15 protein-coding genes are annotated in these 24,606 nt (G+C 65.7%); 11 read left to right on the top strand and 4 right to left on the bottom strand.

Annotated elements, in window-relative coordinates:
• Window positions 1-83 precede the first annotated feature (83 nt).
• Complete coding sequence (locus P0D87_RS02770; RefSeq protein ID WP_053857856.1) at window positions 84-827, bottom strand: SDR family oxidoreductase; 744 nt, start codon at window positions 825-827, stop codon at window positions 84-86.
• A gap of 129 nt (window positions 828-956) precedes the next feature.
• Between P0D87_RS02770 and P0D87_RS02765 the strand changes: the two genes are divergently transcribed.
• From P0D87_RS02765 to rfbC, 4 genes are all read left to right on the top strand, one after another.
• Window positions 957-1,853 (top strand): LysR family transcriptional regulator, encoded by an 897-nt coding sequence (locus tag P0D87_RS02765; protein WP_053857857.1) that lies wholly within the window; start codon window positions 957-959, stop codon window positions 1,851-1,853.
• Window positions 1,854-2,044: 191 nt separating this feature from the next.
• On the top strand, window positions 2,045-7,987 hold the full coding sequence (gene uvrA / locus P0D87_RS02760; RefSeq protein WP_053858996.1) for an excinuclease ABC subunit UvrA: 5,943 nt from the start codon (window positions 2,045-2,047) through the stop codon (window positions 7,985-7,987).
• Between the two features lie 731 nt (window positions 7,988-8,718).
• Window positions 8,719-9,714 (top strand): GlxA family transcriptional regulator, encoded by a 996-nt coding sequence (locus P0D87_RS02755; RefSeq protein ID WP_006051153.1) that lies wholly within the window; start codon window positions 8,719-8,721, stop codon window positions 9,712-9,714.
• A 105-nt stretch (window positions 9,715-9,819) separates the two neighbouring features.
• Complete coding sequence (gene rfbC / locus P0D87_RS02750) at window positions 9,820-10,371, top strand: dTDP-4-dehydrorhamnose 3,5-epimerase (RefSeq protein ID WP_006051152.1); 552 nt, start codon at window positions 9,820-9,822, stop codon at window positions 10,369-10,371.
• A gap of 50 nt (window positions 10,372-10,421) precedes the next feature.
• On the opposite strand, the gene P0D87_RS02745 is transcribed toward rfbC, so the two are convergent.
• A complete protein-coding gene (locus P0D87_RS02745) occupies window positions 10,422-11,312 on the bottom strand; it encodes an EamA family transporter (protein ID WP_053857858.1) in 891 nt (296 codons plus the stop codon).
• Window positions 11,313-11,410: 98 nt separating this feature from the next.
• On the opposite strand from P0D87_RS02745, the gene P0D87_RS02740 reads away from it, so the two are divergent.
• Window positions 11,411-12,325 carry a LysR substrate-binding domain-containing protein gene (locus P0D87_RS02740; protein WP_053858997.1) on the top strand — a complete coding sequence of 305 codons (915 nt, stop codon included), beginning with the start codon at window positions 11,411-11,413 and terminating at the stop codon, window positions 12,323-12,325.
• 178 nt (window positions 12,326-12,503) lie between these two features.
• Here the strand turns inward: P0D87_RS02740 and P0D87_RS02735 are convergent, their stop codons facing one another.
• Window positions 12,504-12,665 carry a DUF1328 domain-containing protein gene (locus P0D87_RS02735; protein ID WP_006051149.1) on the bottom strand — a complete coding sequence of 54 codons (162 nt, stop codon included), beginning with the start codon at window positions 12,663-12,665 and terminating at the stop codon, window positions 12,504-12,506.
• Window positions 12,666-13,399: 734 nt separating this feature from the next.
• Here P0D87_RS02735 and wecB point away from each other — a divergent pair.
• The 5 genes from wecB (at window position 13,400) to P0D87_RS02710 (ending at window position 22,930) form a co-directional block, all read left to right on the top strand.
• Entirely contained in the window at window positions 13,400-14,626 is a 1,227-nt protein-coding gene (gene wecB / locus P0D87_RS02730) for a non-hydrolyzing UDP-N-acetylglucosamine 2-epimerase (RefSeq protein WP_171799822.1), read from the top strand.
• Window positions 14,627-14,902: 276 nt separating this feature from the next.
• Window positions 14,903-17,146, top strand: coding sequence for a cellulose biosynthesis cyclic di-GMP-binding regulatory protein BcsB (locus P0D87_RS02725; RefSeq protein ID WP_053857860.1), 2,244 nt, complete (start codon window positions 14,903-14,905; stop codon window positions 17,144-17,146).
• Complete coding sequence (locus tag P0D87_RS02720) at window positions 17,143-19,302, top strand: glycosyl transferase family protein (protein WP_053857861.1); 2,160 nt, start codon at window positions 17,143-17,145, stop codon at window positions 19,300-19,302. Before P0D87_RS02725 ends, P0D87_RS02720 begins: the two co-directional genes overlap by 4 nt.
• On the top strand, window positions 19,299-21,959 hold the full coding sequence (locus tag P0D87_RS02715) for an NfrA family protein (protein WP_053857862.1): 2,661 nt from the start codon (window positions 19,299-19,301) through the stop codon (window positions 21,957-21,959). The genes P0D87_RS02720 and P0D87_RS02715 overlap by 4 nt, the downstream gene beginning before the upstream one ends.
• A 35-nt stretch (window positions 21,960-21,994) precedes the next feature.
• Window positions 21,995-22,930: an alpha-amylase family protein gene (locus P0D87_RS02710; RefSeq protein ID WP_171799823.1), complete on the top strand. Its 936-nt coding sequence runs from the start codon at window positions 21,995-21,997 to the stop codon at window positions 22,928-22,930.
• A 63-nt stretch (window positions 22,931-22,993) separates the two neighbouring features.
• On the opposite strand, the gene P0D87_RS02705 is transcribed toward P0D87_RS02710, so the two are convergent.
• Window positions 22,994-23,614: a LysE/ArgO family amino acid transporter gene (locus tag P0D87_RS02705; protein ID WP_029969106.1), complete on the bottom strand. Its 621-nt coding sequence runs from the start codon at window positions 23,612-23,614 to the stop codon at window positions 22,994-22,996.
• 97 nt (window positions 23,615-23,711) lie between these two features.
• Here P0D87_RS02705 and P0D87_RS02700 point away from each other — a divergent pair, with 97 nt between their 5' ends.
• On the top strand, window positions 23,712-24,605 hold the full coding sequence (locus tag P0D87_RS02700; protein ID WP_053857864.1) for a LysR family transcriptional regulator ArgP: 894 nt from the start codon (window positions 23,712-23,714) through the stop codon (window positions 24,603-24,605).
• Window position 24,606 lies beyond the last annotated feature (1 nt).

Below are 24,606 nucleotides of genomic sequence, written 5' to 3'. Positions count from 1 at the left end.
GCGCTTTTTAGGTGCGTTGGTTGCCGGTGCCGCTTCCGCAGCGCCCGAAACCAACGCGGGCCTCAACCCTCAATGCCCAATCCTCAAGCCAGCCCGCCGTTCGCGCGCAATACCTGGCCGTTGACCCAGCCGGCCTGCGAACTCGCGAGGAACGCCACCACCGAAGCAATATCCTCCGGTTGCCCGAGGCGCTCGAGCGGCGGCATCTTCGCGAAGTGCTGGATCTGCTCCTGGGTCTTGCCGTCGAAAAAGAGCGACGTCGCGACCGGTCCCGGCGCGACCGCGTTCACGGTGATGTTGCGCCCGCGCAGTTCCTTCGCGAAAACGTGCGTGAACGTTTCGACCGCCGCCTTCGTCGCGCTGTAAATCGCGTAACCCGGCATGTTCAGCGCGACGGTCGTGCTCGAAAAGTTGACGATGCGCCCGCCGTCGTTCATGCGGCCCGCCGCTTCGCGCAGCGTGTTGAAAGTGCCGCGCACGTTGATGTCGAACGTGCGGTCGTACAACTCGTCACTGGTGTCGGCAAGCGGCGTCGGCTGGATCACGCCCGCGTTGTTGACCAGCACGTCAACCTTTCCCAGTTGCTGCTCGGCTGTCTCAAACATGCGGCGCACGTCGCCGGCTTTCGACACGTCCGCCTTGACCGCGATCGCCCGGCCGCCCGCCGCAATCAGTTCGGCGACGAGCGCTTCGGCTTCGTTCGAGCTTGCGGCGTAATTGACGACGACGGCGAAACCGTCGTTCGACAGACGGCGTGCGATGGCCGCGCCGATGCCGCGCGAGGCGCCGGTCACGATGGCGATCTGGGCGTTTGTTGTCGTGTTCATGATGCGTTTCCTTGTCGGTAGGGGATCGGTGAGTGAATGATGAACGCTTTCTGTTCTGAGATAATCGGGCCGGCCTCACCATCATCATTCCACTTGCTTTAACAAAACGAACCAAAGGGCACACCAAACATGGACCGTTTCGAGGAAATGCGCGTTTTCGTGCGGGTGGCCGAGCGGCAGAGCTTCACGCGCGCGTCCGACGACCTGCAGATACCGCGTGCCACCGTCACCAATCTCGTCAAGCGGATGGAGGAGCGGCTCGGCGCGCGGCTGCTCGAGCGCACCACGCGCACGGTTCGTCTGACGCCGGACGGCCAGGCGTACTACGGCCGCTGCGTGCGGCTGATCGCCGATCTGGAGGACGCCGAAGGCTCGTTCTCGAACCTCGCGCCGAAGGGCCTGCTGCGCGTGAACCTGCAAGGCACGCTCGCGCGCCACTTCGTCGTGCCGTCCTTGCCGGCGTTTCTGACGCGCTACCCGGACATCGAACTGACGATCGGCGAAGACGACCGGCTGGTCGATCTGGTGCGCGAGGGCGTCGACTGCGTGCTGCGCGCGGGCAACCTGCAGGATTCGTCGATGGTCGGACGGCGCGTCGCGCAACTGCCGCAAGTCACGGTAGCGAGCCCGGCCTATCTGGAAAAATACGGCGAGCCCGCGGACCCGTCGGCGCTCGCCGCGCACCGCGCCGTCAACTACGTGTCGAGCGCGACCGGCAAGCCGGTGCCGCTGGAATTCAGCATCGAAGGACGCAATACGCCGATGCTGCTGCCGGGCGCGGTGTCGGTGACGGGCGTCGAACTCTACACGGGCTCGGCGCTCGCCGGGCTCGGGATCGTGCAGGTGCCGCGCTACCGCGTGCGCGACGAACTCGCGGCGGGGCGCCTGAAGATCATCCTCGCCGGCTTCCCGCCGCCGCCGCTGCCGGTGTCGGTGCTGTATCCGCAGAACCGGCAACTGTCGTCGCGGGTGCGCGTGTTCGCGCAGTGGTTGCGCGACATCTTCGAGACGGCGGCCACCGCGTAAGCGGCGTAGTTCGCGGCCCGTGCGCCTACGCAAACGCGCATGCGCGGCTCGTGGAAAACTGTATAGATATACAGTATAGTGTCCAACTGCACGCGAGCCGCGGCGCGAACGCCGCCGCTCCGTTTGCACCGAACTTGCGCGGTCGCGAGGCGTCCGTGAGAGGTGGTCCACTCATTCAGACGGTCGAAAAATTGTCATCCAACGGCATTATCAAGATTCGCGGCGCGCGCCAGCACAACCTGAAGAACGTCGATCTCGACGTCAAAACCGGCGAAATGACGGTCGTCACCGGGCCGTCCGGTTCCGGCAAGTCGAGCCTCGTGTTCGACACGCTTTACGCGGAAGGGCAGCGGCGCTACGTCGAAACGTTTAGCGCTTATGCGCGGCAGTTCCTCGACCGCATGGACCGGCCGCAGGTCGACCGGGTGGACGGCGTGCCGCCCGCCATCGCGATCGACCAGACCAATCCGGTGCGCAGTTCGCGCTCCACCGTCGGCACCATGACGGAGCTGAACGACCACCTGAAGCTGTTGTACGCGCGCGCGGCCGAGCTGTTCGACCGCAAGACGGCGCGCCAGGTGCGTCACGACACGCCGGAGACCATTTACGCGGAATTGCTCGAACGCACGGCCGGCAGCGATCCGCGGCTCGTCGTCACGTTTCCGGTCGAGTTGCCGGAGTCGGCTTCCGAGCAGGAGGTCGAGCAATGGCTGTCGGCAAGCGGCTATACGCGCGTGCAGGCACAGCGCGAGGTCGATTCGCCCACCGGCAAGCGCAAGCTGCTCGATGTGGTCGCCGACCGCTTCCGCGTGGCGCAGGCCGACAAGCAACGGGTGGTCGAGGCGATCGAGGCGTCGCTCAAGCGCGGCGGCGGGCGCGTCAATATCTACGTGTTGCCGCCGGCTTCAGACGCGCCGCTCGCGCCCGAGGCGCAGCCGGCCGAGCCGGAAATCTGGCGCTTCTCAACGGGGCTGCATAGCCCGGAAAGCGACCTGCGCTATGCCGATCCGCAGCCGGCGCTGTTTTCGTTCAACTCGGCCTACGGCGCGTGCGACGTCTGCCGCGGCTTTGGCCGCGTGATCGGCGTCGACCTCGGCCTCGTGATCCCGGACGCGCGCAAAACGCTGCGCGACGGCGCGATCAAGCCGATGCAAACGCCCGCGTGGAAGGAGTGTCAGGACGATCTGATGCGCTACGCGGCGAAGGCCGACATCCGCCGCGGCACGCCGTGGGGCGAACTGACGGACGCGGAGCGCGACTGGGTCATCAACGGTTCGCCGGACTGGAACGGCAAGTGGCAAAGCCAGTGGTACGGCGTCAAACGCTTCTTCGAATATCTCGAATCGAAAGCGTACAAGATGCACATTCGCGTGCTGCTGTCGAAGTACCGCAGCTACACGCCGTGCGAAACCTGCGGCGGCGCGCGTCTGAAAACCGAGTCGCTGCTGTGGCGTCTCGGCAGCAAGGCTAATGCGGACCAGGTGCTGGCGCCCGCGCAGCGCTTCATGCCGCGCGGCGTCGAATGGAAGCGCGCGCAGCTCGAGGCGCTGCCGGGCCTCACCGTGCACGACCTGATGCTGATGCCGATCGAGCGCATCCGCCGCTTCTTCGACGAAATCAGTTTGCCGAGCGCGCTGCTCGACGACGCGCTCAAGCTGCTGCTCGCCGAAGTGCGCACGCGCCTCAAATATCTGTGCGACGTCGGGCTCGGCTATCTGACGCTCGACCGGCAAAGCCGCACGTTGTCGGGCGGCGAAGTGCAGCGGATCAATCTGACCACGGCGCTCGGCACATCGCTCACGAAAACGCTGTTCGTGCTGGACGAACCGAGTATCGGTCTGCATCCGCGCGATCTGAACCGGATCGTGGAGGCCATGCATCGTCTGCGGGACGCGGGCAATACGCTCGTGGTGGTGGAACACGACCCGTCGGTGATGCTTGCGGCGGACCGGCTGATCGACATGGGGCCGGGGCCGGGCGAGCGTGGCGGCTCGATCATTTTCGACGGCGCGCCCGAGTTGATCCGTTCGTCGGGCACGCTGACCGGCGAGTATCTCGGCGGGCGCCGGCACGTCGCGGACGCGGCGCACTGGTCGCAGCGCCCTGTGGACGCGAGCACGCCGAGCATCGTGCTGGAAGGCGCGACCGAGCACAATCTGCGCGACGTTACGGTGGAAATTCCGTTGCAGCGGCTCGTCTGCGTGACGGGCGTGTCGGGCTCGGGCAAGTCGACGCTGTTGCAAGACGTGCTGTACCCGGCCATGGCGCGGCATTTCGGCCTCGCCACCGAATCGCCGGGCGCATTCCGCAACCTGACCGGCGCGGATCAGGTTACCGACGTGGTGTTCGTCGACCAGTCGCCGATCGGCAAGACCGCGCGCTCGAATCCGGCCAGCTACGTCGGCGCGTTCGACGAAATCCGCAAGCTGTTTGCGAAGGCGCCGCTCGCGCAACAACGCGCCTACGGGCCGGGCATGTTCAGCTTCAATTCCGGCGACGGACGTTGCCCGACTTGCGGCGGTTCGGGTTTCGAGCACATCGAAATGCAGTTTTTGAGCGACGTGTACCTGCGCTGTCCCGACTGTGACGGGCGCCGTTACCGCGCGGAACTGCTCGAGGTGAAGATCGAGCGCGGCGAACCGGCGCGCGCTTTGAGTATTGCCGACGTGCTGGAGTTGACCGTCAGCGAAGCCGCCGCGTACTTCGCGAACGACGCCGAAGTGTTGCGCGTGCTGCAGCCCATTGTCGACGTCGGCCTCGAATATGTGAAGCTCGGTCAGCCGGTGCCAACGTTGTCGGGCGGCGAAGCGCAGCGGCTCAAGCTCGCCGGCTTTCTCGCCGAATCGGCCCAGGCGCGCAGTGCGCGCAGCGCGAAGCAGGCCGTCGCCAAACGGCTCTTCATGTTCGACGAACCCACCACGGGCCTGCATTTCGACGACATCGCCAAGCTGATGCAGGCGTTCGGCAAGCTGCTCGCAAGCGGCCATTCGCTGATCGTGATCGAGCATAACCTCGACGTGATCCGCGCGGCCGACTGGATCATCGACCTCGGTCCCGAAGGCGGCGACGGCGGCGGCCGCGTGCTGTGCGCGGGCACGCCTGAGGACGTCAAGCGCTGTGCCGAATCGCATACCGGTGTGGCGCTGCTGCAGTACGACCGCGCAATGAACGCGGCGGCAGAACCTGCAGACGCGGCCTCGCAGGGCATCCCGTTGCAGAAGGCGCTGAGCGCGGCGCGCGCGCGGCGTGCGATCGAAGGCGAGGACGTGGTGCGCATCGTCAACGCGCGCGAGCACAACCTGAAGGCGCTGGACGTCGACATTCCGCACGGCAAGTTCAATGTGATCACTGGCGTGTCCGGTTCGGGCAAGTCGACGCTCGCGTTCGACATTCTTTTTCACGAAGGCCAGCGCCGTTATCTCGAATCGCTGAATGCGTATGCACGCTCCATCGTTCAGCCGGCGGGGCGCCCCGAGGTCGACGCCGTGTACGGCATTCCGCCGACCGTCGCGATCGAGCAGCGCCTGTCGCGCGGCGGTCGCAAGAGTACCGTCGCGACCACGTCCGAAGTTTGGCACTTCCTGCGTCTGCTCTATGTGAAGCTCGGCTTGCAGCATTGCATTCACGACGGCACACCGGTTACGTCGCAGAGCGTCGAGTCGATCGCGGCGCAGTTGCTGCGCGACCATAAGGGGCAACACGTCGGCTTCCTCGCGCCGCTGGTGGTGAACCGCAAGGGCGTGTACACCGATCTGGCGAAGTGGGCCAAGGCGCGCGGCAATACGCATCTGCGGGTGGACGGCGAATTCGTGCCGGTCGACCCGTGGCCGAAGCTCGACCGCTTCCGCGAACACACCATTGAGTTGCCGGTCGCCGACCTGGTGGTATCGGCGGACGACGAAGCGCAACTGCGTCACGCGCTCGACCAGACGCTCGAAATCGGCAAGGGCGTGATGCATCTGCTTGCGCCGCTCGACGGCTTGGACCACGCGATGAACGGCGGGCTGCCCACCGCGAAACTCGGCGCCGTGAAAGTGCTGTCCACCAAGCGCGCGTGTCCGGTGTGCGGCACGAGCTATCCGGAGCTCGACCCGCGCATGTTCTCGTATAACAGCAAGCACGGCTGGTGCACGACCTGCGTCGGCACCGGCCTCGCGCTCACGCGCGAGCAACGCGCCGCGTATGACGACACGATCGTCGTCGACGACAATCGCGGCCGCGAACAGAGCTTGCCGTCGGAAGAGCAGGAACCGGAGGGGCTCGTCGACGAACCGTGTCCGGATTGCGCGGGCACGCGGCTTAATCTCACCGCGCGCGCGGTCACGTTCGACGCGCATGCGATCACCGACGTCGCGCAGTGGACCGTGTCGGACACGCGTGCGTGGATCGACGGTCTGCGCATGACCGGGCGCGATGCGGAGATTGCGCGCGACGTGGTCAGCGAAATCGGCAGCCGCTTGCAGTTTCTCGAAGAAGTCGGGCTCGGTTATCTGAGCCTCGACCGCGCGGCGCCGAGCCTGTCGGGCGGCGAGGCGCAGCGCATCCGGCTTGCCGCGCAGTTGGGCAGCAATCTGCAAGGCGTCTGCTATGTGCTGGACGAGCCGACCATCGGCCTGCATCCGCGCGACAACCAGATACTGCTGAACGCGCTGCGCAAGCTCGGCGACAAGGGCAATACGCTCGTGGTCGTCGAGCACGACGAAGATACGATCCGGCGGGCCGATCACATCATCGATATTGGTCCCGGCGCCGGCAAGCGCGGCGGCACGCTGATCGCCCAGGGCAGTGTGGCCGATCTGTCGGCGCAGCCCGAATCGCTGACCGGCCAGTTCCTGGCCTCGCCTATCGTGCATCCGTTGCAGCCGCGCCGGAAGGTCGTCGCGCCGGGCAAGCGCGCGGCGGCGGTGCCGGAGAACTGGCTGACCGTGCACGGCGGCAAGCTGCACAATCTGCGCAACGTGACGGTGCATATTCCGCTGTCGCGGCTCGTCGCGGTGACGGGCGTCAGCGGTTCGGGCAAGTCCACGCTCGCGCGCGACGTGCTGATGGCCAACCTGCTCGACGCGGTTGGGCGTTCGGTGTTGTCGTCACCGGCTACGCGGCGGGCGCGCGCCGCGGCGCAGGACAAGCAGGCCGCGAATCAGCAGGCCGCGCGCCGGTCGAGCGTACTCGCGCGCAGCGCGCCGCGTGCGCCGCTGAACGTCACGCATGCGTGGCAGGGCTGCGATTCGATCACGGGTTGGGAGAGCATCGACCGTGTGCTGGAGGTCGATCAGACGCCGATCGGCAAGACGCCGCGCTCGTGTCCCGCCACGTATATCGGCGTGTGGGACGCAATCCGCAAGCTGTTCGCCGGTACGCTCGAAGCGCGGGCGCGCGGCTACACCGCGTCGCGCTTCTCGTTCAATACGGGCGAAGGCCGTTGCCCCGCTTGCGAAGGGCAGGGCGTGCGCACCATCGGCATGAGTTTCCTGCCGGACGTCAAGGTGCCGTGCGACGTGTGCCACGGGCAGCGCTTCAATCCGGAAACGCTGGCGGTGACGTGGCGCGGCAAGAATATCGGCGACGTCCTGACCATGGAAATCGACGAGGCAGTCGAGTTCTTCGCGCCGATCTCGAACATCGCGCACCCCTTGCAGTTGATGAAAGACGTGGGGCTCGGTTATCTCACGCTCGGTCAGCCGTCGCCGACGTTATCGGGCGGCGAGGCGCAGCGGATCAAGCTCGTCACCGAGTTGAGCAAGGTGCGCGACGACGTGACGCGGCGCGGTCAGAAGCCGCCGCATACGTTGTACGTGCTGGACGAGCCGACTGTCGGCCTGCATATGGCCGACGTCGCGAAGCTGATTCGCGTGCTGCATCGTCTCGCGGACGGCGGGCATAGCGTGGTCGTCATCGAACACGATCTGGATGTGATCGCCGAGGCGGACTGGATCATCGACCTGGGTCCGGAGGGCGGCGTGGGCGGCGGCGCGATCGTCGCGGCCACCGACCCCGAGGGCATCGTGCAGGTCCGCAAAAGTCACACCGGGGCCGCTCTAAGGCCGGTGCTCGAGCGCGTAGCCAACGCAGGCGCCGGCAGCGGCGCAGGCGTCGGTGCTGTGCGCGAACCGGGCGAAGGCACGAACGGCTAGCGCGCCGTTTCCTGCTACACAACAGCCCCGCGTCTCGATGCAGAGACGCGGGACTGTTGCCGCCTGTCTCTGTCCCTAATTGCGTCCCGAACCGCTCCGCCGACCGGGCATTAACTCCGACGAATCCAGAAAGCGAAATGAAGGACTTTGCGCGTTATTAATCCGACGAATCAAAATTGATGTTTCAAAAGTGAAACATTTTTTGATGCGTCGAAGCGCCGCATATTAACGCGTTAATTCCACGAGTGGAATGCCGCGCGCCTAATTGCCAATAGAAATGGCGCTGATTCGAGACTCGCGAATTACCGATGCAATTAAAAGGGCCAACGTCGGCGGCCCGTGTGTTCAGCTTTGAAACATTTTTCGTCATCGCCCGAATGCGGCCTGAAGCGGCTGATGCGCGCTGAATCGACACGTTACCACAGCGCGGCGCGGAGACGCACGGCGTGTGCGGCTGCGCGGGCCCGCCGCCGGCGCGGACGGTATGTTTTTCCGCTGCATGTGAATGCATTGTCACTTATTACTTGCATCAAATGAGAATATTTTTCGTCGTACTTTTATTCGATGATCATTTCGATAGTTTTCAAATTTACTAATGCGGTTCATTCGGCTAACATCGCTGATAATCTCTGAAGCGGCGTTTGCCGATGTCGAATTGCGATTATCAATTCACTGATATCGTCGGAGCAACGCGCGTCTCGTCCAACCATGTAGACATTTTGAGGAAGACCATGTCCCACATTCACGTCGATTCCGCGAGGGTTACCTGGTTACACACGCCGACCGTCAACGTTCGCACTGCCGCGCGCCGCATCGGCGTGCTGCTGTTCGACGGGTTCTGGCTGCTGGGCCCCGGCACGGTCGTCGAAATGTTCCAGACCGCCAACGAACTGGCCGGCACGCGGCCCGGCGAAGAGCCGCCGTATGAAGTGCAGTTCCTGTCGCTCGACGGCGGCAGCGTGCCGAGTTCGTCGGCGGCGCGCATCTGGACCGACCGTATCGACACGCGTTTTGGAACCGGCTTCGACGTTCTCTTCATCGCCGGCGGACACGGCGCGCATCAGGCGGCCCGCGACCAGCGGCTGCTTGGCTGGCTGCGCACGGTGCAGGCGCGCACGCGGGCGATCGAAACCATCGGGGAAGGGCGGCTCGTGCTCGAGGCGGCGAACCCCGGCGACCCGGAAGCGCTGCAGATCAACCGCTATGGCCACGGCGCCGCGGACGCCATCCTGAGCGCGGCGAACGATCGAAACGACTGCGCGCGCAGCGCGCTGATGTTCATCAAGCGCGATCTGGGCGCCGAACTCGCGCGCAGCGTCGCCGAACGCGTGATGCCCGGCATGGCCGCGACCTGGGTGCCGTTGCCGTCCGAGGGCGGAACGCTGAGCGTCGCTGAGAAGATTCGCGCGGCGGCGCGCTGGATGGAAGCGAACTGCGACCGCCCGGTCTCGGTCGCCGACGCCGCGCAGGTCGCCGCCATGAGCGAGCGCAATTTCCTGCGCCGCTTCAAGCATGAAATGCACGTCACACCGTCCGACTATCTGCTACAGGTGCGGCTGCGCATTGCATGCAACTTCCTGACCGAAACCGAACTGCCGGTCGACAAGATCGCGCGTCGCAGCGGCACCGGCAACGGCGACCGCCTCGCCAAGATCTTCCGCAAGCGCATGGCGTTGTCGCCCACCGAATATCGCGCCCGCAGCCGGCTCGCCGCGTCCGAGCTCTGACAATCAATCAGCGCGCCTTTGAGGCACGCGCGTTTTACAACCGCCACGCGCGAGCGCGGCGGCATCCGGGTGTTTGTCGAGCAGCTTCTTACGGGCACAGTGGCAATGGGCAACCAGGTGTTGGCAACGGCACTACCGGAAGTGAAACTTATCGAACCCGAGGTGTTTGGCGACGAATCCGGTTTCTGTTACGAGAGCTTCAGCGCTGACGAGTTCATGGACGACGTCGCGCGCGGCTTCGAGTTCGTGCAGGACCGGCATCTGCGTGCGGTGCACGGCGTGCTGCGCGGATTGCACTATCAGGTGCAGCGTCCGCAAGGCCGGCTGATGCAGGTCGTGGTCGGCGAGATCTTCGACGTGGTCGTCGACGTGCGGCTCAAGTCGCCCAACTTCGGCAAATGGTGCGGCGCTTATCTGAGCGCGGAAAATCATCGGCAGGTGTGGGTGCCGCCTGGTTTTGCGCACGGCTTCGTCGTGCTTTCCGAGGTCGCCGAATGTCTGTGGAAGGCCACCGAATACTGGTTCCCGGAACTCGAGCGCTGCATCTTGTGGAGTGATCCGGATATCGGCATCGAATGGCCGATCGGCTTCGAGCCGATCGTCGGCGCGAAGGATGCCGGCGGGCGGCGTTTGTACGAAGCGGAGAACATGGTGTAGGGGCAGCGGGGGTTGCCACCCCGCAACCGCAGCCCTAAGTCCATCTACATCTAACGCCCAGCCGTCACCGCCCCGACGCTCGCGGCGACCACGAGCACCATCCCGGTAATCTGCAAAACGCCCATCGGCTGATGCAATACGATGAAGCCGGCCACCGCGCCGATCGCCGGCTCGACACTCATCAGGATGCCGAACGATCCCGCCGGCATATGACGCAGCGCCACCATTTCGAGCGCATACGGCAAGAGCGGAACGAGTATCGCGAGGCCCGCCGTCGCGACGAGTTGGCCAACTGCGACGTGCATGCCGCTTTCGGCGAGACCAAACGGCGTGGCGACGAGCGCCGCCGCGATCAGCGAAACCGACAGGCCCTCGAGTCCGGCAAACAGCTTGCCGGTCTTTTTCATCAACACGATGTAGCTGCCCCAGCCGCAGGCCGCGGCGCATGCAAGCAGGACGCCGAGCGGTTCGCCGACCCAGCCGGCGCCATCGCGCGAGAGCAGCACGACGCCCGCGATCGCGAGCGCCGGCCACAGCAGTGCGCGAGCGCGGCGCACCGCGAACGTCGCGACCGCCAGCGGGCCGAGGAAATCTATCGCTACCGCAAGTCCAAGCGGAATGCGCTGAAGCGCCGCGAAAAAGCACAACGTCATGCCGGCCATCGCGGCGCCGAGCGCGCCCGCGGCGAACCAGTGCGCGCGCGAGTAGCTGCGAAAGCGCGGGCGCACCAGCACCGCGAGCACGAGCGCGGCCCAGGCGAGACGCAGCCATGTCGTGCTGAGCGAACCGTAGACGGCCATCGTCGGTTCGGACAGTGCGGCGCCGAATTGCACGCTCGACATGGACAGCACGCACAGCAACGCGGCGCCGGCTGCCGCGCGCGTGGGCTTCGTCATGTTGGGCGTCGGGTCGGCTGCGCACTTGATCGTCGTGTCCTGCATGGGTCCTCTTCGCGTCGATGGGAAAGGTCCACCTATCTTATCGGCTCCCACGCTACTAAGATAAGTTGATATTTCTTATGCAGGCTTCAAGAATCGTGATGACCCGTGACCTCGACAGCAGTCTGCTTCGCACCTTCGTGACCGTGGCCGAGACCGGCGCGGTGGGCGCGGCGGCGAGCCGCCTTGCGCGCACGCAGGCTGCCGTCAGCATGCAGTTGCGCCGTCTCGAAGAGGATCTCGGCCAGCGCCTGCTCGACCGCTCGCCGCGCGGCGTGCAGCTTACCGAGGCCGGTCATCTGCTGCTGCCTTATGCGCACGCAATTCTCGGCGCGAGCGCCGATGCGCGGCGCGCGTTGAGCGCCGGGCAAGTCTCGGGCACGGTGCGGCTCGGCATGCTCGAGGACATCGCCGTGGGGCGTTTGCCGCGCGCGTTGCGGCGCTTCTCGATTGCGTATCCGCGCGTTGCGCTGGAAATCGTCGTGGACAGCAGCGCCGCGTTGTCAAAGCGTCTCGCGGATGGCGGCCTCGACGTCGTCGTCGCCGATCCCGCGCTCGTGACCGGCACGCCGCTCTTCACATGGGCGCAGCCGCTGTTTTGGGTCGGCGCGCGCGGCTATCTGCGCGAGGCTAGCGCCCCGTTGCCGCTGGTCGCGTTCGGCGAAACCTGTCTGTGGCAACAGAACGTGTTGACGGCGCTGCGCCGGGCGGGCATCGGCTGCCGGGTCGTCTGCACGAGCACGAGCTTGCCGGCGGTGCAGTCGGCGGTCGAAGCGGGGTTGGGTGTATCGGTATTGCTCGAAGGCAATATTCGTTCGGAGTCCATGAGGATAATCGGACACGCCGATGGCTTGCCCGATGCGCCCGTTGCGGATTTCGGCCTGTTCATGCGTGACGTCGGAGGCGCGCACGCGGCGGCGGTGCAGACGTTGCAGCGCTTTCTATGCGAGGAACTGCATCTTGGCTCGCGGACATTCACGCGGGAAAGCGAACCGCATGTGCAATCGGCGGAATGACGAGCGTTTGACGTTGTCTTTGACGGACAGCACCGCGACGAGCAAAAAACAGATGTGCTGCGTTGCGGGAGACCCGGCCGGGCGGCAACTATTGCAATAGACCGTGGCAGCTATTGCAACAGGTTGCCGGTACGCGCGCCGGGCCGGGTATTCCTCCGCTTACATAGCGATGCGGCGATCAGCGCCGCATCACGCCCATCAGCAAGGTGACGAGGAAAATCACCACGAAGATGAAGAACAGCACCTTGGCGATCTCCGTCGCGCCGGCGGCGATGCCGCCAAAGCCGAATACCGCGGCGATGATTGCGATGACGAAGAAGATTGCAGCGTATCGAAGCATGAGGCCTCCCACCGATAGAAATGCTGGATTGACGTAAAACGGCGGCTCGCAGACGGTATGGCGCACCTGCCGCGAGCGATCTGCCGGCGAGCGAAGTCGAGCAATACGTGTGCCCACGGGTAAAGCTCGCGCAAGCGGCCTCGAGTTGTCGCTTCCGTGCAACAACGCGCGCTCCGGCTGCCCAGGCCGCATGAAATCCAATTGCAAGGTAAAGCGACGCTGACTAATTTGTAATGCGTCGCCGACCGAAAAAACTCACCTATGCGCTTTTGCTTTGACGGCAACGTTTGCGCGCATGAATAACGTCGCTGGATTAAACAATTTCATCGCGAAAAATATGCTTTGCCGGATAAAAGGGCGCTGCGCAAATCTGAAAACGTTAATTAAGCTTTAACATTTGACGGCTAAAAGTCTAAACATCCAATGCTTTTACGGCTTTAATGAGCCGTTCGTTTGCAAACAACTGAAAAAAATCCCGCGAACCTCCTTGCCAAGCGCTTGAGTGCCAAGCCAGAATGCGTCGCTAGACTGATTCCGCTAGTGCTTCGCCGCCATCATTAAAAAAGTTTGAGGCGAAAACGGAGGCCGGCAAAATCCGCAGGAGCCTGCGCGGAAAATCGGCTCCGGGATAAACGAATCAAAAAAAGAAACGCACGCTGCGGGTGGGTTGCATTTTCCCGATTTCGCGGCGGGCGCGGGGCGACGCATAAAATCAAATAAAGGCCGGGGTGGCTATGTCAATTAGAGTTTTGTCGATTTTCGGCACGCGGCCGGAAGCCATAAAAATGGCGCCGCTTGTCAAACAGATGGAGGCCGATGCCGGAATCGACTCCGTGGTGTGCGTGACCGGCCAGCATCAGCATATGCTCGACCAGGTGCTCGAGCTCTTTGCAATCGAGCCGGATCACAATCTCGCGGTCATGACGGCCAACCAGACCTTGAACGGCCTCGCGTCGCGTCTGATCGCGTCGCTCGACGAGATCCTCGCCACCGTCCAGCCCGATCGCGTGCTCGTGCACGGCGACACCACCACCGCATCCGCCGCGGCGCTCGCCGCGTTTCACCGCCGCATTCCCATCGCTCACGTCGAAGCGGGTCTGCGCACTCGCGATCTGACGCAGCCGTGGCCGGAGGAAATGAACCGCCGCATCGTCGACGTGATGAGCGATCTGATGTTCGCGCCGACCCCGAGTTCGAAGCAACGGCTCGCGGAGGAAACGCTGCAGGGGCGCGTCGTCGTCACCGGCAACACTGTCATCGACGCGCTGAATCTGACCGCGGCGCGCATCGACAGCGATCCGGCGTTGCGCGCTTCGCTCGACGCGCGCCTGCCGTCGATCGACGGCGCGCGGCCCATGCTGCTCGTGACGGGCCACCGGCGCGAGAGTTTCGGCGCGGGCTTCGCGAACATCTGCGCGGCGCTCGGCGATCTGGCCGACGGCGGCAGCGTGCAGATCGTTTATCCCGTTCACCTGAATCCGAATGTGCGCGGCCCCGTGCAGGAATCGCTCGGCGCGCGGCGCAACGTTCATCTGATCGATCCGCTCGACTACCTCGGCTTCGTGCGCCTGATGCAGCGGGCGTCGCTGATCCTCACCGATTCGGGCGGCGTGCAGGAAGAAGCGCCGGCGCTCGGCAAGCCGGTGCTCGTGATGCGCGACGTGACCGAGCGTCCGGAAGCGGTCGCGGCCGGCACCGTGCGCCTCGTCGGCACCGAGCGCGCGGCGATCGTGCGGGCCGTCAGCGCGCTGGTCGACGATCCGTCCGAGCGCGAACGTTTCGCACATCGCATGAATCCGTATGGCGACGGACAGGCGTCGCGGCGCATCGTGGCCGCGCTGACCGGACGTCCGTTCGACGAATTCGCGCCCGACGCGTTGGCCATTTCACCGGCGAGTTCGTTGGTTAACTCACCGGCAAATGCGGCGCCTCGCATCGCCGAGACCGAGTTCCCGAAATAAAGCCAAAGCCGCGCGCGAGCAGGCAGCGGTTTTTCACCGGAGCAGCGCACGCCTACGCACGGCGCGGCTTCAGGGCGCGGTCCGCAAACACGCTGCGATGCCGATATTGCAGATAGCACGACTGGCGCAACGGGGCATGCTCCGCGGCGCCGTCGAACTCCGGCAAATCGCGCAGCCCACGGCAGATCGCGGCCTCACTCGTCACTCCTTGCTGATTCAACCCACGCCGGGCAATCCCGGCTTTGCCGGCCGCTGGCCGATCCGAGTCAAGACAACATGATGCTCACTACCAAGCTGCGAATCCAGGCCCGCGATGGCCGCCAAACCCGCGTCCCGAGCCCCCGGCTCACCGCGTTCGCCGGGCTGCTGCTGTTCGCGTGCAGTGCTCATGCACAGCAGCCCGCCGACATCGCCGGCAGCTTCGCGCAACTCGGCCACGGCCGTCTCGCGAGCCGCAGCATATCGCTGGCCGAACTCGGCATGCGCGATCCGCTCGTGCTGCGCGCGCCGGACGCCCGCCAGGAACTGTATCTGCCGGTGCCGGCCGGCGTGCCGCTCACGGACGCGAGCCTGCAGATCGACGGCGGCTATCTGCACGGCAACGGCGGCCGCGTCACGATGCTGGTTTCGCTCGACGGCTCGCCCGTGCTGTCGCGCAGTCCCACGCAAGAACAGGGCGACGGCTCGGCGACGCTCGGCGTGGACGGCGCCGCGCGGCCGAGCGGCTTCGTGCGCGTCGGTCTCGACTGGTCGTCGGTGATCAACGACAACGTCTGCACGGATCAAACCGCGATCGGCAACGTATGGCGCGTCGCGCCGACCTCGCGCCTGACCTATCGCTACGATCCCGGCGCGATCGTCGATCTGCGCGGCGCATGGAGCGCGTTGCCGCACAAGCCGGTCGTGATGCTCGGCGCGCGCAGCGTCGCCGCGCCCGCGTTCGACGCGGGCTGGCGAGTCGAGGCGCTGCTGCAGCGCGAAGGCCGCGCGCCCCTCACGCGCGCGTGGCCCGCTGCCGGCGATACGGTGGATCTGACTGGCATCGACGTGCCTGCGCCGTTGCGCGCGATTCCCGCTTTCGCCGCGCTCGCCGCGGGCGGCTCGCATAAGCTCGCGAATGCTGCCGAAGCCGGCGCGTTGATCGCGGTCGCGCCTGGCGCTGCGTTCGCGCCCGATGTGATCGTCGCCGACGACACGCTGCGTGCGAGCTTGAAGACTTCACTCGACGCGTTGCGCGAACAGGTGGCGGGCGCATCGCCGGCCGCGGCCGATGCGTTCGACGCCTGGCGCGCACGCGCCATCGATCCGGTCGCGAAGCCGCTTGCGGCCGGCGAAGTGCGCGTCGCGCACGTGGGCGGCCAGGCGGCGATCGTGGTGGGCGATAACGACGGCGTCGCGGTGCTCGCGCATACGTGGCGTTCCATCGACGTCGCGAGCCGCCTCGTGGTTCATCAGATCGACAACGCGCCGGATGCGCGCGGCGAGCAGATTGCGCTGTCGCTGCTCGGCGGCGAGCCCCGCACGCTCGACGTGCAGGGGCGCGCAAGCTGGGACGCGAGCTTCGATCTCGGCGCGGCCTCGCGTGACGGCAAGCTGCCGGACGCCGTCGTGCTCGACGTGAGCGCGGCGCCGACCGTCGACAATTCCGCGCAGACCGCTTCGGTCTATTTCAACGACGTGCTGATCGGCTCGCAACTGCTCAACGCCAACGGCAAGCCGCAGCGCATCACCGCGCACGTGCCGCGTTTCGCGCTCGCGCCGCGCAACCAGTTGCGGGTCGAATTTCAGCGCCCGCCGGAGGGCGGTTGCCGTGCACGCGATCCGGGCCATCCGATCGCGGTTCTCGCGAGCAGCCACTTGCGCCTCGCCGACGCCACGCTCAGCGACGACTTCACCGGCATGGTGGCGCGCTTTGCATCGCAGGCCGAAGTGATCGTGCCGGCCGCTTATCTCGGCGACGCCACCGGCGCACTGCCGCGCGTCGCGCGTCTTGCCAACGCGAACGGCATTGCGCCGACGCGTGCAACTTTCAGCGTGGCCCGCGACGGCGAGGCGGTCAAGCCGCAAGGCGCGTTTCTCGCTGCGGATGTCGCGCTCGCCGATGAAAAGAGCCTCGCGCGTCTGGCCAAAGACCGCCTGTCGTTCACCGATTCGTCGGGCAAGATGCTCGCGGATCTGTCGGGTCTGAACCGCGTCGGCGTGATCGAGGTGGTGAGTTCGGGCAGCGTGCAGGGCGTGTCCTACCGGAGCGTCGGCGACGCGCCGGCCGTGCTGCCGGCTTCGCTGCAACTGTCGCGCGGCGACGTGGCGATTGTCGACGGCAGCGGCACGCTGCGCCAGTTCGATGCGCGTCATCCGGGGCAGGTGGTCGACGCGAGCGACATCGAAGGTCCGTGGTTCATGCGAGGCTGGGTGCGCTGGGGCTTGCCCGCCGCGCTGATCGGCTTGCTGATCTTGCTCGTGCTGATCGCCAACGGCGCGCGCCGCAGAAGCCGCGACAACTCGCGGAACAAGCCGTGAGCATCGCGCTAATCAAATGGTATGCGGGCTACGCGGTCGCTCACTACTACCACGGCCTGGAATACTTCGCGGCGCTGGTGGCGTTCCTGATCGTGCTCTCGAGCATCGACGATCTCTTCATCGATCTCTGGTACTGGAGCCGCATGATCTACCGCCGCGTGACGGTGGAGCGCACCTATAAGCCGCTGACCGCCGCGCAGCTCTATCAGCGCGAGGAGCAGCCGCTCGCGATCATGGTGCCCGCGTGGCACGAGTACGACGTGGTCGCGGCGATGATCGAAGATCTCGTGCGCGTGATGGATTACCGCAACTATGTGGTGTTCGTGGGCACGTATCAGAACGATCCGCAGACCATCGCCGAAGTGGAGCGCATGCGCCGCCGCTACAAGCAGTTGCGCCGCGTGGAAGTGCCGCATGACGGGCCGACGTGCAAGGCCGATTGCCTGAACTGGGTGATTCAGGCGATCTTCGCTTACGAGCAGGAAGCGGACATCGAATTCGCGGGCGTCGTGCTGCACGATAGCGAAGATGTGCTGCATCCGGTCGAGCTGCGCTTTTTCAATTACCTGTTGCCGCGCAAGGACATGATCCAGTTGCCGGTCGCATCGCTCGAACGCAACTGGTTCGAGCTTGTGGCCGGCACTTATATGGATGAATTCGCCGAGTGGCACGCCAAAGACCTTGTGGTGCGCGAGAGTCTGGTGGGCTCGGTGCCGTCGGCCGGCGTGGGCACCTGCTTTTCGCGGCGCGCGCTGCTTTCGCTGATCGCCGAGACCGACAATCAGCCGTTCAACACCGAGAGTCTCACCGAAGACTACGACGTCGGCGCGCGTCTCGCGAAGATGGGCATGCAATCCATCTTCGCGCGCTTTCCCGTGCAGTTCGCGACACGCCGCAAGGCATGGTTCGGCTTTGGCCGCGAACGCGACATCACTGTAACGATGCCTTTATGTGTGCGCGAGTTTTTCCCCGATACGTTTCGCACCGCTTATCGGCAACGCGCGCGCTGGACGCTCGGCATCGGCTTGCAAGGGTGGAAGCAGACCGGCTGGAGCGGCTCGCTCGCGAATCGCTATCTGCTGTTTCGCGACCGCAAGGGAATCGTCACAGCGTTCGTCGGCATGATCGCGTATGGGCTCGTGATCCAGTTCCTGCTGTTCGCGGGCGCCGATCTGCTCGGCCTGATGCCTGGTCTGATCGCGTCGCCGTTCGCCGACTCGCCGTGGCTGCGCGCGTTGCTGTGGGCCAACGCGGTGGCGCTCGTGTTGCGCGTCGTGCAGCGCATCTACTTCGTCACGCGCCTGTATGGCTGGGAGCACGGCGTGCTGGCGGTGCCGCGCATGGTGGTCGGCAACTTCATCAATTTCATGGCCGTTGCGCGGGCGTGGAAGATGTTCATCGTGCATCTCATGACGGGCAAGCGGCTCGCATGGGACAAGACCATGCACGATTTTCCGTCGGCGGATGGTTTTAACAATCGCCGTCAACGTCTTGGCGAACTGCTGCTGTCGTGGCAGGCGATCGATCCCGACCGGCTCGAGCAGGCGCTCGGCGAGAGTCATGCGCGCGAGGCGCCGCTTGGCCGCGTGCTGATGGCGAAGGGCTGGCTCGACGAGGAAACGCTTGCCGAGGCGATCGCGTTTCAGACGGATCTGCCGCGCGGTCGACTGAACCCCGTCCAGCTTCACGACGATGCTGCGTGTCTGCCGCTCGAGACGATCGTGCGGCATCGCGTGCTGCCGCAGATCGACGCGGCACAGGGACGCACGAAGCTGCTGAGCGCGAGTCCGCTCGCCGACGATGTGCTCGCCGAGTTGGGCGCGCTGATCGCTGGGCCGATGGTTCAGGAAATCGTTCGCGAGGGCGAGATTGCGGCGGGTTTGCGCTTGCTGCGCGGCGTCGATGTGGCCGCTTTGGCAGAAGCGGGCGCGGGCGCGACGCCCGTGCGCAGCGTGCCGTTGATCGGCGATCTGCTGATCGAACATGGGCACGTGCGCCGCGAGGCTTTCGAAGCCGCGATGCAGCACTATCGTCCGGACCGCCACGGCCGTATCGGCGACTATATGGTGGCGCGCGAGGTGATCTCGCTTGCCGCACTCGACAACGTCATCCAGGAACAGCGCCGCCTGCAGGCCGCGTTGGCGGCAACACAATGATCGACTCGATTTTTATGCGGCGCGCAGATGCGCTGTGCGTGGACGCGGTTGCTGTTTCGCTGCGTTTTCGGGGACTTTTTGCGGCAACGCGCGATGTGCGCGAGCGTCGGCTCAGCGTATGTGCGACGCCATTCGTGTTGCATGCGATTGCTGCGGTGGTGCTGGTGGGTGCATCAGGCGCGGCGTCGAATGCGCATGCGCAAAGCGGAGCCGCTTCGGCACCGAACGCGCAAAGCGCACCGAACGCACCGAACGCGCTGCCGCTAAGCGGCGCGGCCTATCGTGTCGCGCAGGAAGCCTATGCCGCTTACGCTCGCGGCGATTATGCGGGCGCCGTCGCGCGAACTCGCGAGGCCATTCGCCAGCGGCCCGATCTCGTTTCGCTGCGCGTATTGCTGGCCAATTCGCTCGCCGCGCAGCGTCGTTATGGCGAAGCGAGCCGCTCGCTCGGCGACGCGATCGCGCAACTCGGCGCCGACCCCGCGTTGACCTCGCGGCGCAAGCAGATCGACGCTTTGAGTGTGTCGACCCGCGCGGTCGCACGCGGCAGCCGTCAGCAGGCGGGCGATCCGAATGCGCTGAGCGGCGCGGCGCTGAACGCCGCTCAGCATGCGTACAAGGCGTATGCGTCGAAGGACTTCGCGGCCACGGTCAGGTATGCCAACCACGCGCTCGCGCTGCGTCCCGATCTGCTGCGTCTGCACTTGCTGCTGATCGACGCGTCCAGCGCGGCCGGCGACGATGCGAATGCATGGGCCGCCGACCTCGATGCGATGAAGCGTTTCGGCGATAACGACGAGTTGCGCTTGCGTCGTGGCTTTATCGGCAGCAGGCTCGCGCCGAAGTCCGCGGCCGCCTCGTATGAAGCGCGCCGGCAGCACGATGACGCACGCGCCGCGTTGCTCGCACGCGATGCGGTGTCGTATGCGCCGGATCGCCTCGGCTACCGGATGCAGTTGATCGACGCGCTCTTTGCCGCGAACGATCTGCCGGCGGTCGAGGGCGCCGCAAGCGCTGCAATCACCGATTTTCCGGCCGATGGCGCGTCGCTGATGCCGCTCACGTTGCGCGGCTATGCGCTCGCGGCGCAAGGCCGTGCGTCGGATGCCGACACAGACTTCGCCCTTGCGTTGAAGGCCAACCACGCAAGCGAGCGGGACCAGCGTGTAGCGCGCACGATCATCGCCGATGTATGGATCGCCGCCGCCGAGCCGCAACGCGCGCTCGATCTGCTCGCGCCGTTGCCGACGAAAAGCGACGATACGGATGCCGCGATCGCGCTGCGTCGCGCGCGGGCGCGAGCTTCGTTGAGCCATCCGGTCGCGAGTTCGCTCGATCCGCTGCGGCGGCCGATCATCGAATGTCTGCTCGATGAATACGGCTCGAGTTGCTATGTCTATGCTGCCGATCCGGGCTTTGCCGCGGCGCGCGCAGCGCAGAAGGCATCGGCGGCGAACGATAAAGCCGGCGCGTTGCGCGATGCCCGCGACGCAGTGCAAGCCGCGCCGGACGATCCGCAGCATCGCGTGCAATTGATCAACGCGTTGGTAGCGGCCGGCGACAAGGGCGACGCGCGCGAGGCAAACGACCAAGCGCGTTACATGGTGAACGCCGGCATGCTCGACGCGCTGCCCGACATGACGGCTGCCTACGTCGCGCAACGCGCGGGCAATGGGCGCGTTGCGTACGAGCGCTTTACGATGGCCGACAAGGCCGGCGCATTGCCGCCAGGCGCGACCGCGGACGCCGGCTATGCCGCGATGCACGCGCATCGCAACCGCGAGGCCGCGCGGTACTTCGAGCGGGCCGTCGACGCGAGCGCGGCGCCGTCGCCGGACACGGAAAGCGTCGCCACGCCGACGCCGACGCTAACGTCCACTTCGACGCCCGCGCAACTGAACGACATACGCAGCGCACACGCGGACGTCACGCGCAACTGGGGCTTTAACGCGTCGCTCAATTATCGCGGCGCGGGCATGCAGCCCGGCTATGCATCGTCGCCGACGCCGGGTACGTCGAACAACTGGCAAGGCGGTGTCGAAGCGTACTGGCGGCCGTTCGGCAGTCTCGGCGAGCGGATGTTCGAAGTCTATGCGCGCGGCTATGAAAGCTTCGGGGTGAAGAACGGCGGCGCGAGCGGCGTCGATACGTTGCAGGCAACGGTCGGCGCGCGCGCCAAACCGTTCACGCAGATCGACGCGATCGTCGCCTTCGAGCGCATCATTCCGATCGGCTCGCGCGTGAATCCGGACTGGCTCGCGCGGCTCGCATATTCGGGCGGCTTCGGCACCGAGCGTCGCGTGGACGTGCCTGCGTGGTGGACTACGCGCATTTACGCGGAGACGGGCGCGTATCTGAACGCCGGCTCCGTGTATGCAACCACCAACGTGCAAGTGGGCCGCACGTTCCGGATGGACAGCTATAGTCCGAAGTGGACCGTGTTCCCGTATCTGGTGGTGGGGGCCGACTACGATTCGAGCGTCGATCACAGCATTCCGCTCGGCGCTGGGGTCGGCATCTCGACGCGCTACTGGTTCCGCGACAGTCAGTACGACGCGCCGCGCTCGTATGTCGATCTATCGGTGCAGTACCGGCTGAAAATTTCCGGCGACGATCGCGCTCGCGGCGTGTTCTTTGGCGCTGTGTTCGCGTATTGAACCAGCACAGTTCCGTTCCAGTGTCATGGAGTTGCATGTCGAAGGCTGACGACAAACAGGCATCCGATTCACGCGAGGGCAGTGCGCGGGCCGCGGGTCCGCGCTCGCCGCGCCGTCGCACGCTGCTCGCCGCGGGTGCGTTGACGGCGGTGTTCGGCGGCTGTGCAACGAACCGTCCCGGCGGTGCGGACAGCCTCGCGCAAGGTGTGGTGTGGCAGCCGGACTCGGATCATCTCGATCCGCGTGGAGACTGGCAGCGTCTTGGCGTAAGCGAGTTGCTCGTGCAGTGGACGGCGGTGGACGGCACCGCTTATCTGTCAGGCGTGGACGCGTCGGATGGCCTGAAAGCCGCCCGGCGTTTGCCCGACTGGACGCGCATTGCCGACGAGCCGTGGGCGCGCAATGTGATCGTCGGTCTTGCGGGCCGCTTCGACGAAACGTCCGCGCGCGCGCAAGCGGCGCAGTTGATCGAGCAATCGCGCAGGCTGCTCGCGGCGCGGCCGCCGGTTCGCGTCGCGGGCTATTACTTTCCGGTCGAAGTCGATCCGACGTGGGAAGGCGCGAGGGCGCTCGGGCCTTTGCTCGACCGGCTGCCGCGGCCTTTGTGGATCAGCGTCTACGACAATTCGAACCGCGGCGGCGAAGCGCTTGCCGCGTGGCTCGACGGCTGGCTGCCGCACGACGTCGGCGTGTTTTTCCAGGACGGTTGCGGCGTCTATACGCGCGGCCCGGCCGCCGCGCGCGCTTATGCGGACGCGCTGGCGGCGCGGCTCGGCGAGCGCCGCGTGAGGATCATCGCCGAGGCGTTTCGTCCCGGCACGGGCGGCGCGTTTCGGCCGGCGAGCGCGGCGGAACTCGCGCCGCAACTGTTTGCGTATCGCGGCCATCGGGTCTATCTGTTCGACGGTCCGCATTATGTGTCCGCTCAGCTTGTGCAAGAGTTGCTGGCTGTCGAGCGTCCGCGGAGTTAACGGCGCTGGTGCGCGTTGCGCCAGGCTGTGACCGCTTCGACGCGATGGCTTCACGCAACTGATTCAACGCAACTGCGTCACCGCCAGCAGCAAAATCATGCTGCCGATCGCGCCGTCCAGCACGCGCCACGCAGTCGCGCGGCGAAACAGCGGCGCGAGCGCACGCGCGCCCCAGCCCAGTCCGATGAACCACACGCAGCTCACCGCCATCGCGCCGACCGCGAACGCCACGCGTGCGCCGTCCGGTTCGCGCGCGCCCGCGGTGCCGATCAGCAGGAACGTGTCGAGATACACGTGCGGATTGAGCCACGTAAAGGCGAGCGTCATCAGCACGATCGGCAGCGCGCGTTGCGCGGGCGGCGCGCCGTCGCCGGTGCCGGCGTCCATGACCGCATGCCCGGGCCGCACCGCCCTACGCAGCGCGTTAATGCCGAACCACACGAGATAGGCGAGCCCGACATACAGCATCACATGCACGAAGACCGGATAGCGCTCGACGAGCACCGACGCGCCGCCGACGCCCGCGCTAATCAGAATGCAGTCCGACAGCGCGCACAGCGCGACGATCTTGCCGACATGCGAGCGCATGATGCCTTGCCGCAGCACGAAGGCGTTCTGTGCGCCGATGGTCACGATCAGCGACGCGCATAACGCCGCGCCATGAGAAAAAGACAGCCAGTTCATAGTCGATCCAGTAGACGGGAGAAGCGAATGTGGCTAGTCTGCGGATTCCGACCGGATAAGAGAAGCTAATTTAGCTAACGTCGATTAAGGAACGCTAATGCTCGACTATGCGCTGCTCGATGCGCTCGCCGCCGTGGTGCGGCACGGTTCGTTCGACCGCGCGGCGAGCGAGCTGAACGTCACGCCCTCGGCGGTCTCGCAGCGCGTCAAGCTGCTCGAGGAGCGCGTGGGCAGCGTGCTGGTGAAGCGCGGCCAGCCGTGTGTCGCGACGACCTCCGGCGCGTTGCTGTGCCGTCATACCGAGCGCGTGCAATTGCTCGAAGCCGAACTGACCGGCCGCGTGCCCGCGTTGCCGGGCGGTCTCGTCGAAGCATGGCCGACGCTGCGCGTCGCGGTCAACGACGACAGCGTCGGCACCTGGTTCATCGATGCGGTCGCGCCGTTTTGCGCTGAGCGTCAGATGCTGCTCGATCTGGTGATCGACGATCAGGATCACACCGCGCAGCGCATCCGCGACGGCAGCGTGCAGGGCGCGGTGACCACGCAAGCCGAGCCGGTGCAAGGCTGCCGTTCCACGCGTCTTGGGCGCATGCGTTATCTCGCGGTCTGCTCGCCCGCGCTTTTCGCGCGTCATTTCGCGGACGGCGTCACGCGCGACAGTCTGCGCCGCGCGCCGTGCGTCGATTTCAATCCGAAGGACCAGTTGCAAAAGCGCTTCATGCGCCGTATCACGCGGGCGGAAGTGGACCCGCCGTTGCACTGGATTCCGCACGTCGCGGGATTTTTGCGTGCCTGCGTGACCGGGCTCGGCTGGGGCATGTGTCCCGAGCGCATGATCGCCGCGCATCTCGCGAGCGGCGAACTTGTGGAGATGGCGCCCGGCAAGCATATCGACGTCGATCTTTATTGGCAGAGCTGGCGTCTGTCGATTGGCTGGCTCGACGATTTCAGCGCAGTGTTGCGCAAGCGCGCCGCCGAGTTTCTCGATTAGT

The sequence above is a fragment of the Paraburkholderia sp. RL17-368-BIF-A genome (assembly GCF_046054045.1).
GTDB lineage: Bacteria > Pseudomonadota > Gammaproteobacteria > Burkholderiales > Burkholderiaceae > Paraburkholderia > Paraburkholderia graminis.
The sequence above is the reverse complement of the archived record's forward strand: the minus strand, read 5'-3'. Positions and strand labels throughout refer to the sequence as shown.

What these genes read in the sequence shown, in the direction of transcription:
- P0D87_RS02705 (WP_029969106.1), bottom strand. Translation starts at nt 23,614, where the DNA reads ATGAACTGGCTGTCTTTTTCTCATGGCGCGGCGTTATGCGCGTCGCTG.
- P0D87_RS02765 (WP_053857857.1), top strand. Translation starts at nt 957, where the DNA reads ATGGACCGTTTCGAGGAAATGCGCGTTTTCGTGCGGGTGGCCGAGCGG.
- P0D87_RS02710 (WP_171799823.1), top strand. Translation starts at nt 21,995, where the DNA reads ATGTCGAAGGCTGACGACAAACAGGCATCCGATTCACGCGAGGGCAGT.
- rfbC (WP_006051152.1), top strand. Translation starts at nt 9,820, where the DNA reads ATGGGCAACCAGGTGTTGGCAACGGCACTACCGGAAGTGAAACTTATC.
- P0D87_RS02770 (WP_053857856.1), bottom strand. Translation starts at nt 827, where the DNA reads ATGAACACGACAACAAACGCCCAGATCGCCATCGTGACCGGCGCCTCG.
- P0D87_RS02700 (WP_053857864.1), top strand. Translation starts at nt 23,712, where the DNA reads ATGCTCGACTATGCGCTGCTCGATGCGCTCGCCGCCGTGGTGCGGCAC.
- P0D87_RS02755 (WP_006051153.1), top strand. Translation starts at nt 8,719, where the DNA reads ATGTCCCACATTCACGTCGATTCCGCGAGGGTTACCTGGTTACACACG.
- P0D87_RS02735 (WP_006051149.1), bottom strand. Translation starts at nt 12,665, where the DNA reads ATGCTTCGATACGCTGCAATCTTCTTCGTCATCGCAATCATCGCCGCG.
- P0D87_RS02745 (WP_053857858.1), bottom strand. Translation starts at nt 11,312, where the DNA reads ATGCAGGACACGACGATCAAGTGCGCAGCCGACCCGACGCCCAACATG.
- P0D87_RS02740 (WP_053858997.1), top strand. Translation starts at nt 11,411, where the DNA reads ATGACCCGTGACCTCGACAGCAGTCTGCTTCGCACCTTCGTGACCGTG.
- wecB (WP_171799822.1), top strand. Translation starts at nt 13,400, where the DNA reads ATGTCAATTAGAGTTTTGTCGATTTTCGGCACGCGGCCGGAAGCCATA.
- P0D87_RS02725 (WP_053857860.1), top strand. Translation starts at nt 14,903, where the DNA reads ATGATGCTCACTACCAAGCTGCGAATCCAGGCCCGCGATGGCCGCCAA.
- P0D87_RS02715 (WP_053857862.1), top strand. Translation starts at nt 19,299, where the DNA reads ATGATCGACTCGATTTTTATGCGGCGCGCAGATGCGCTGTGCGTGGAC.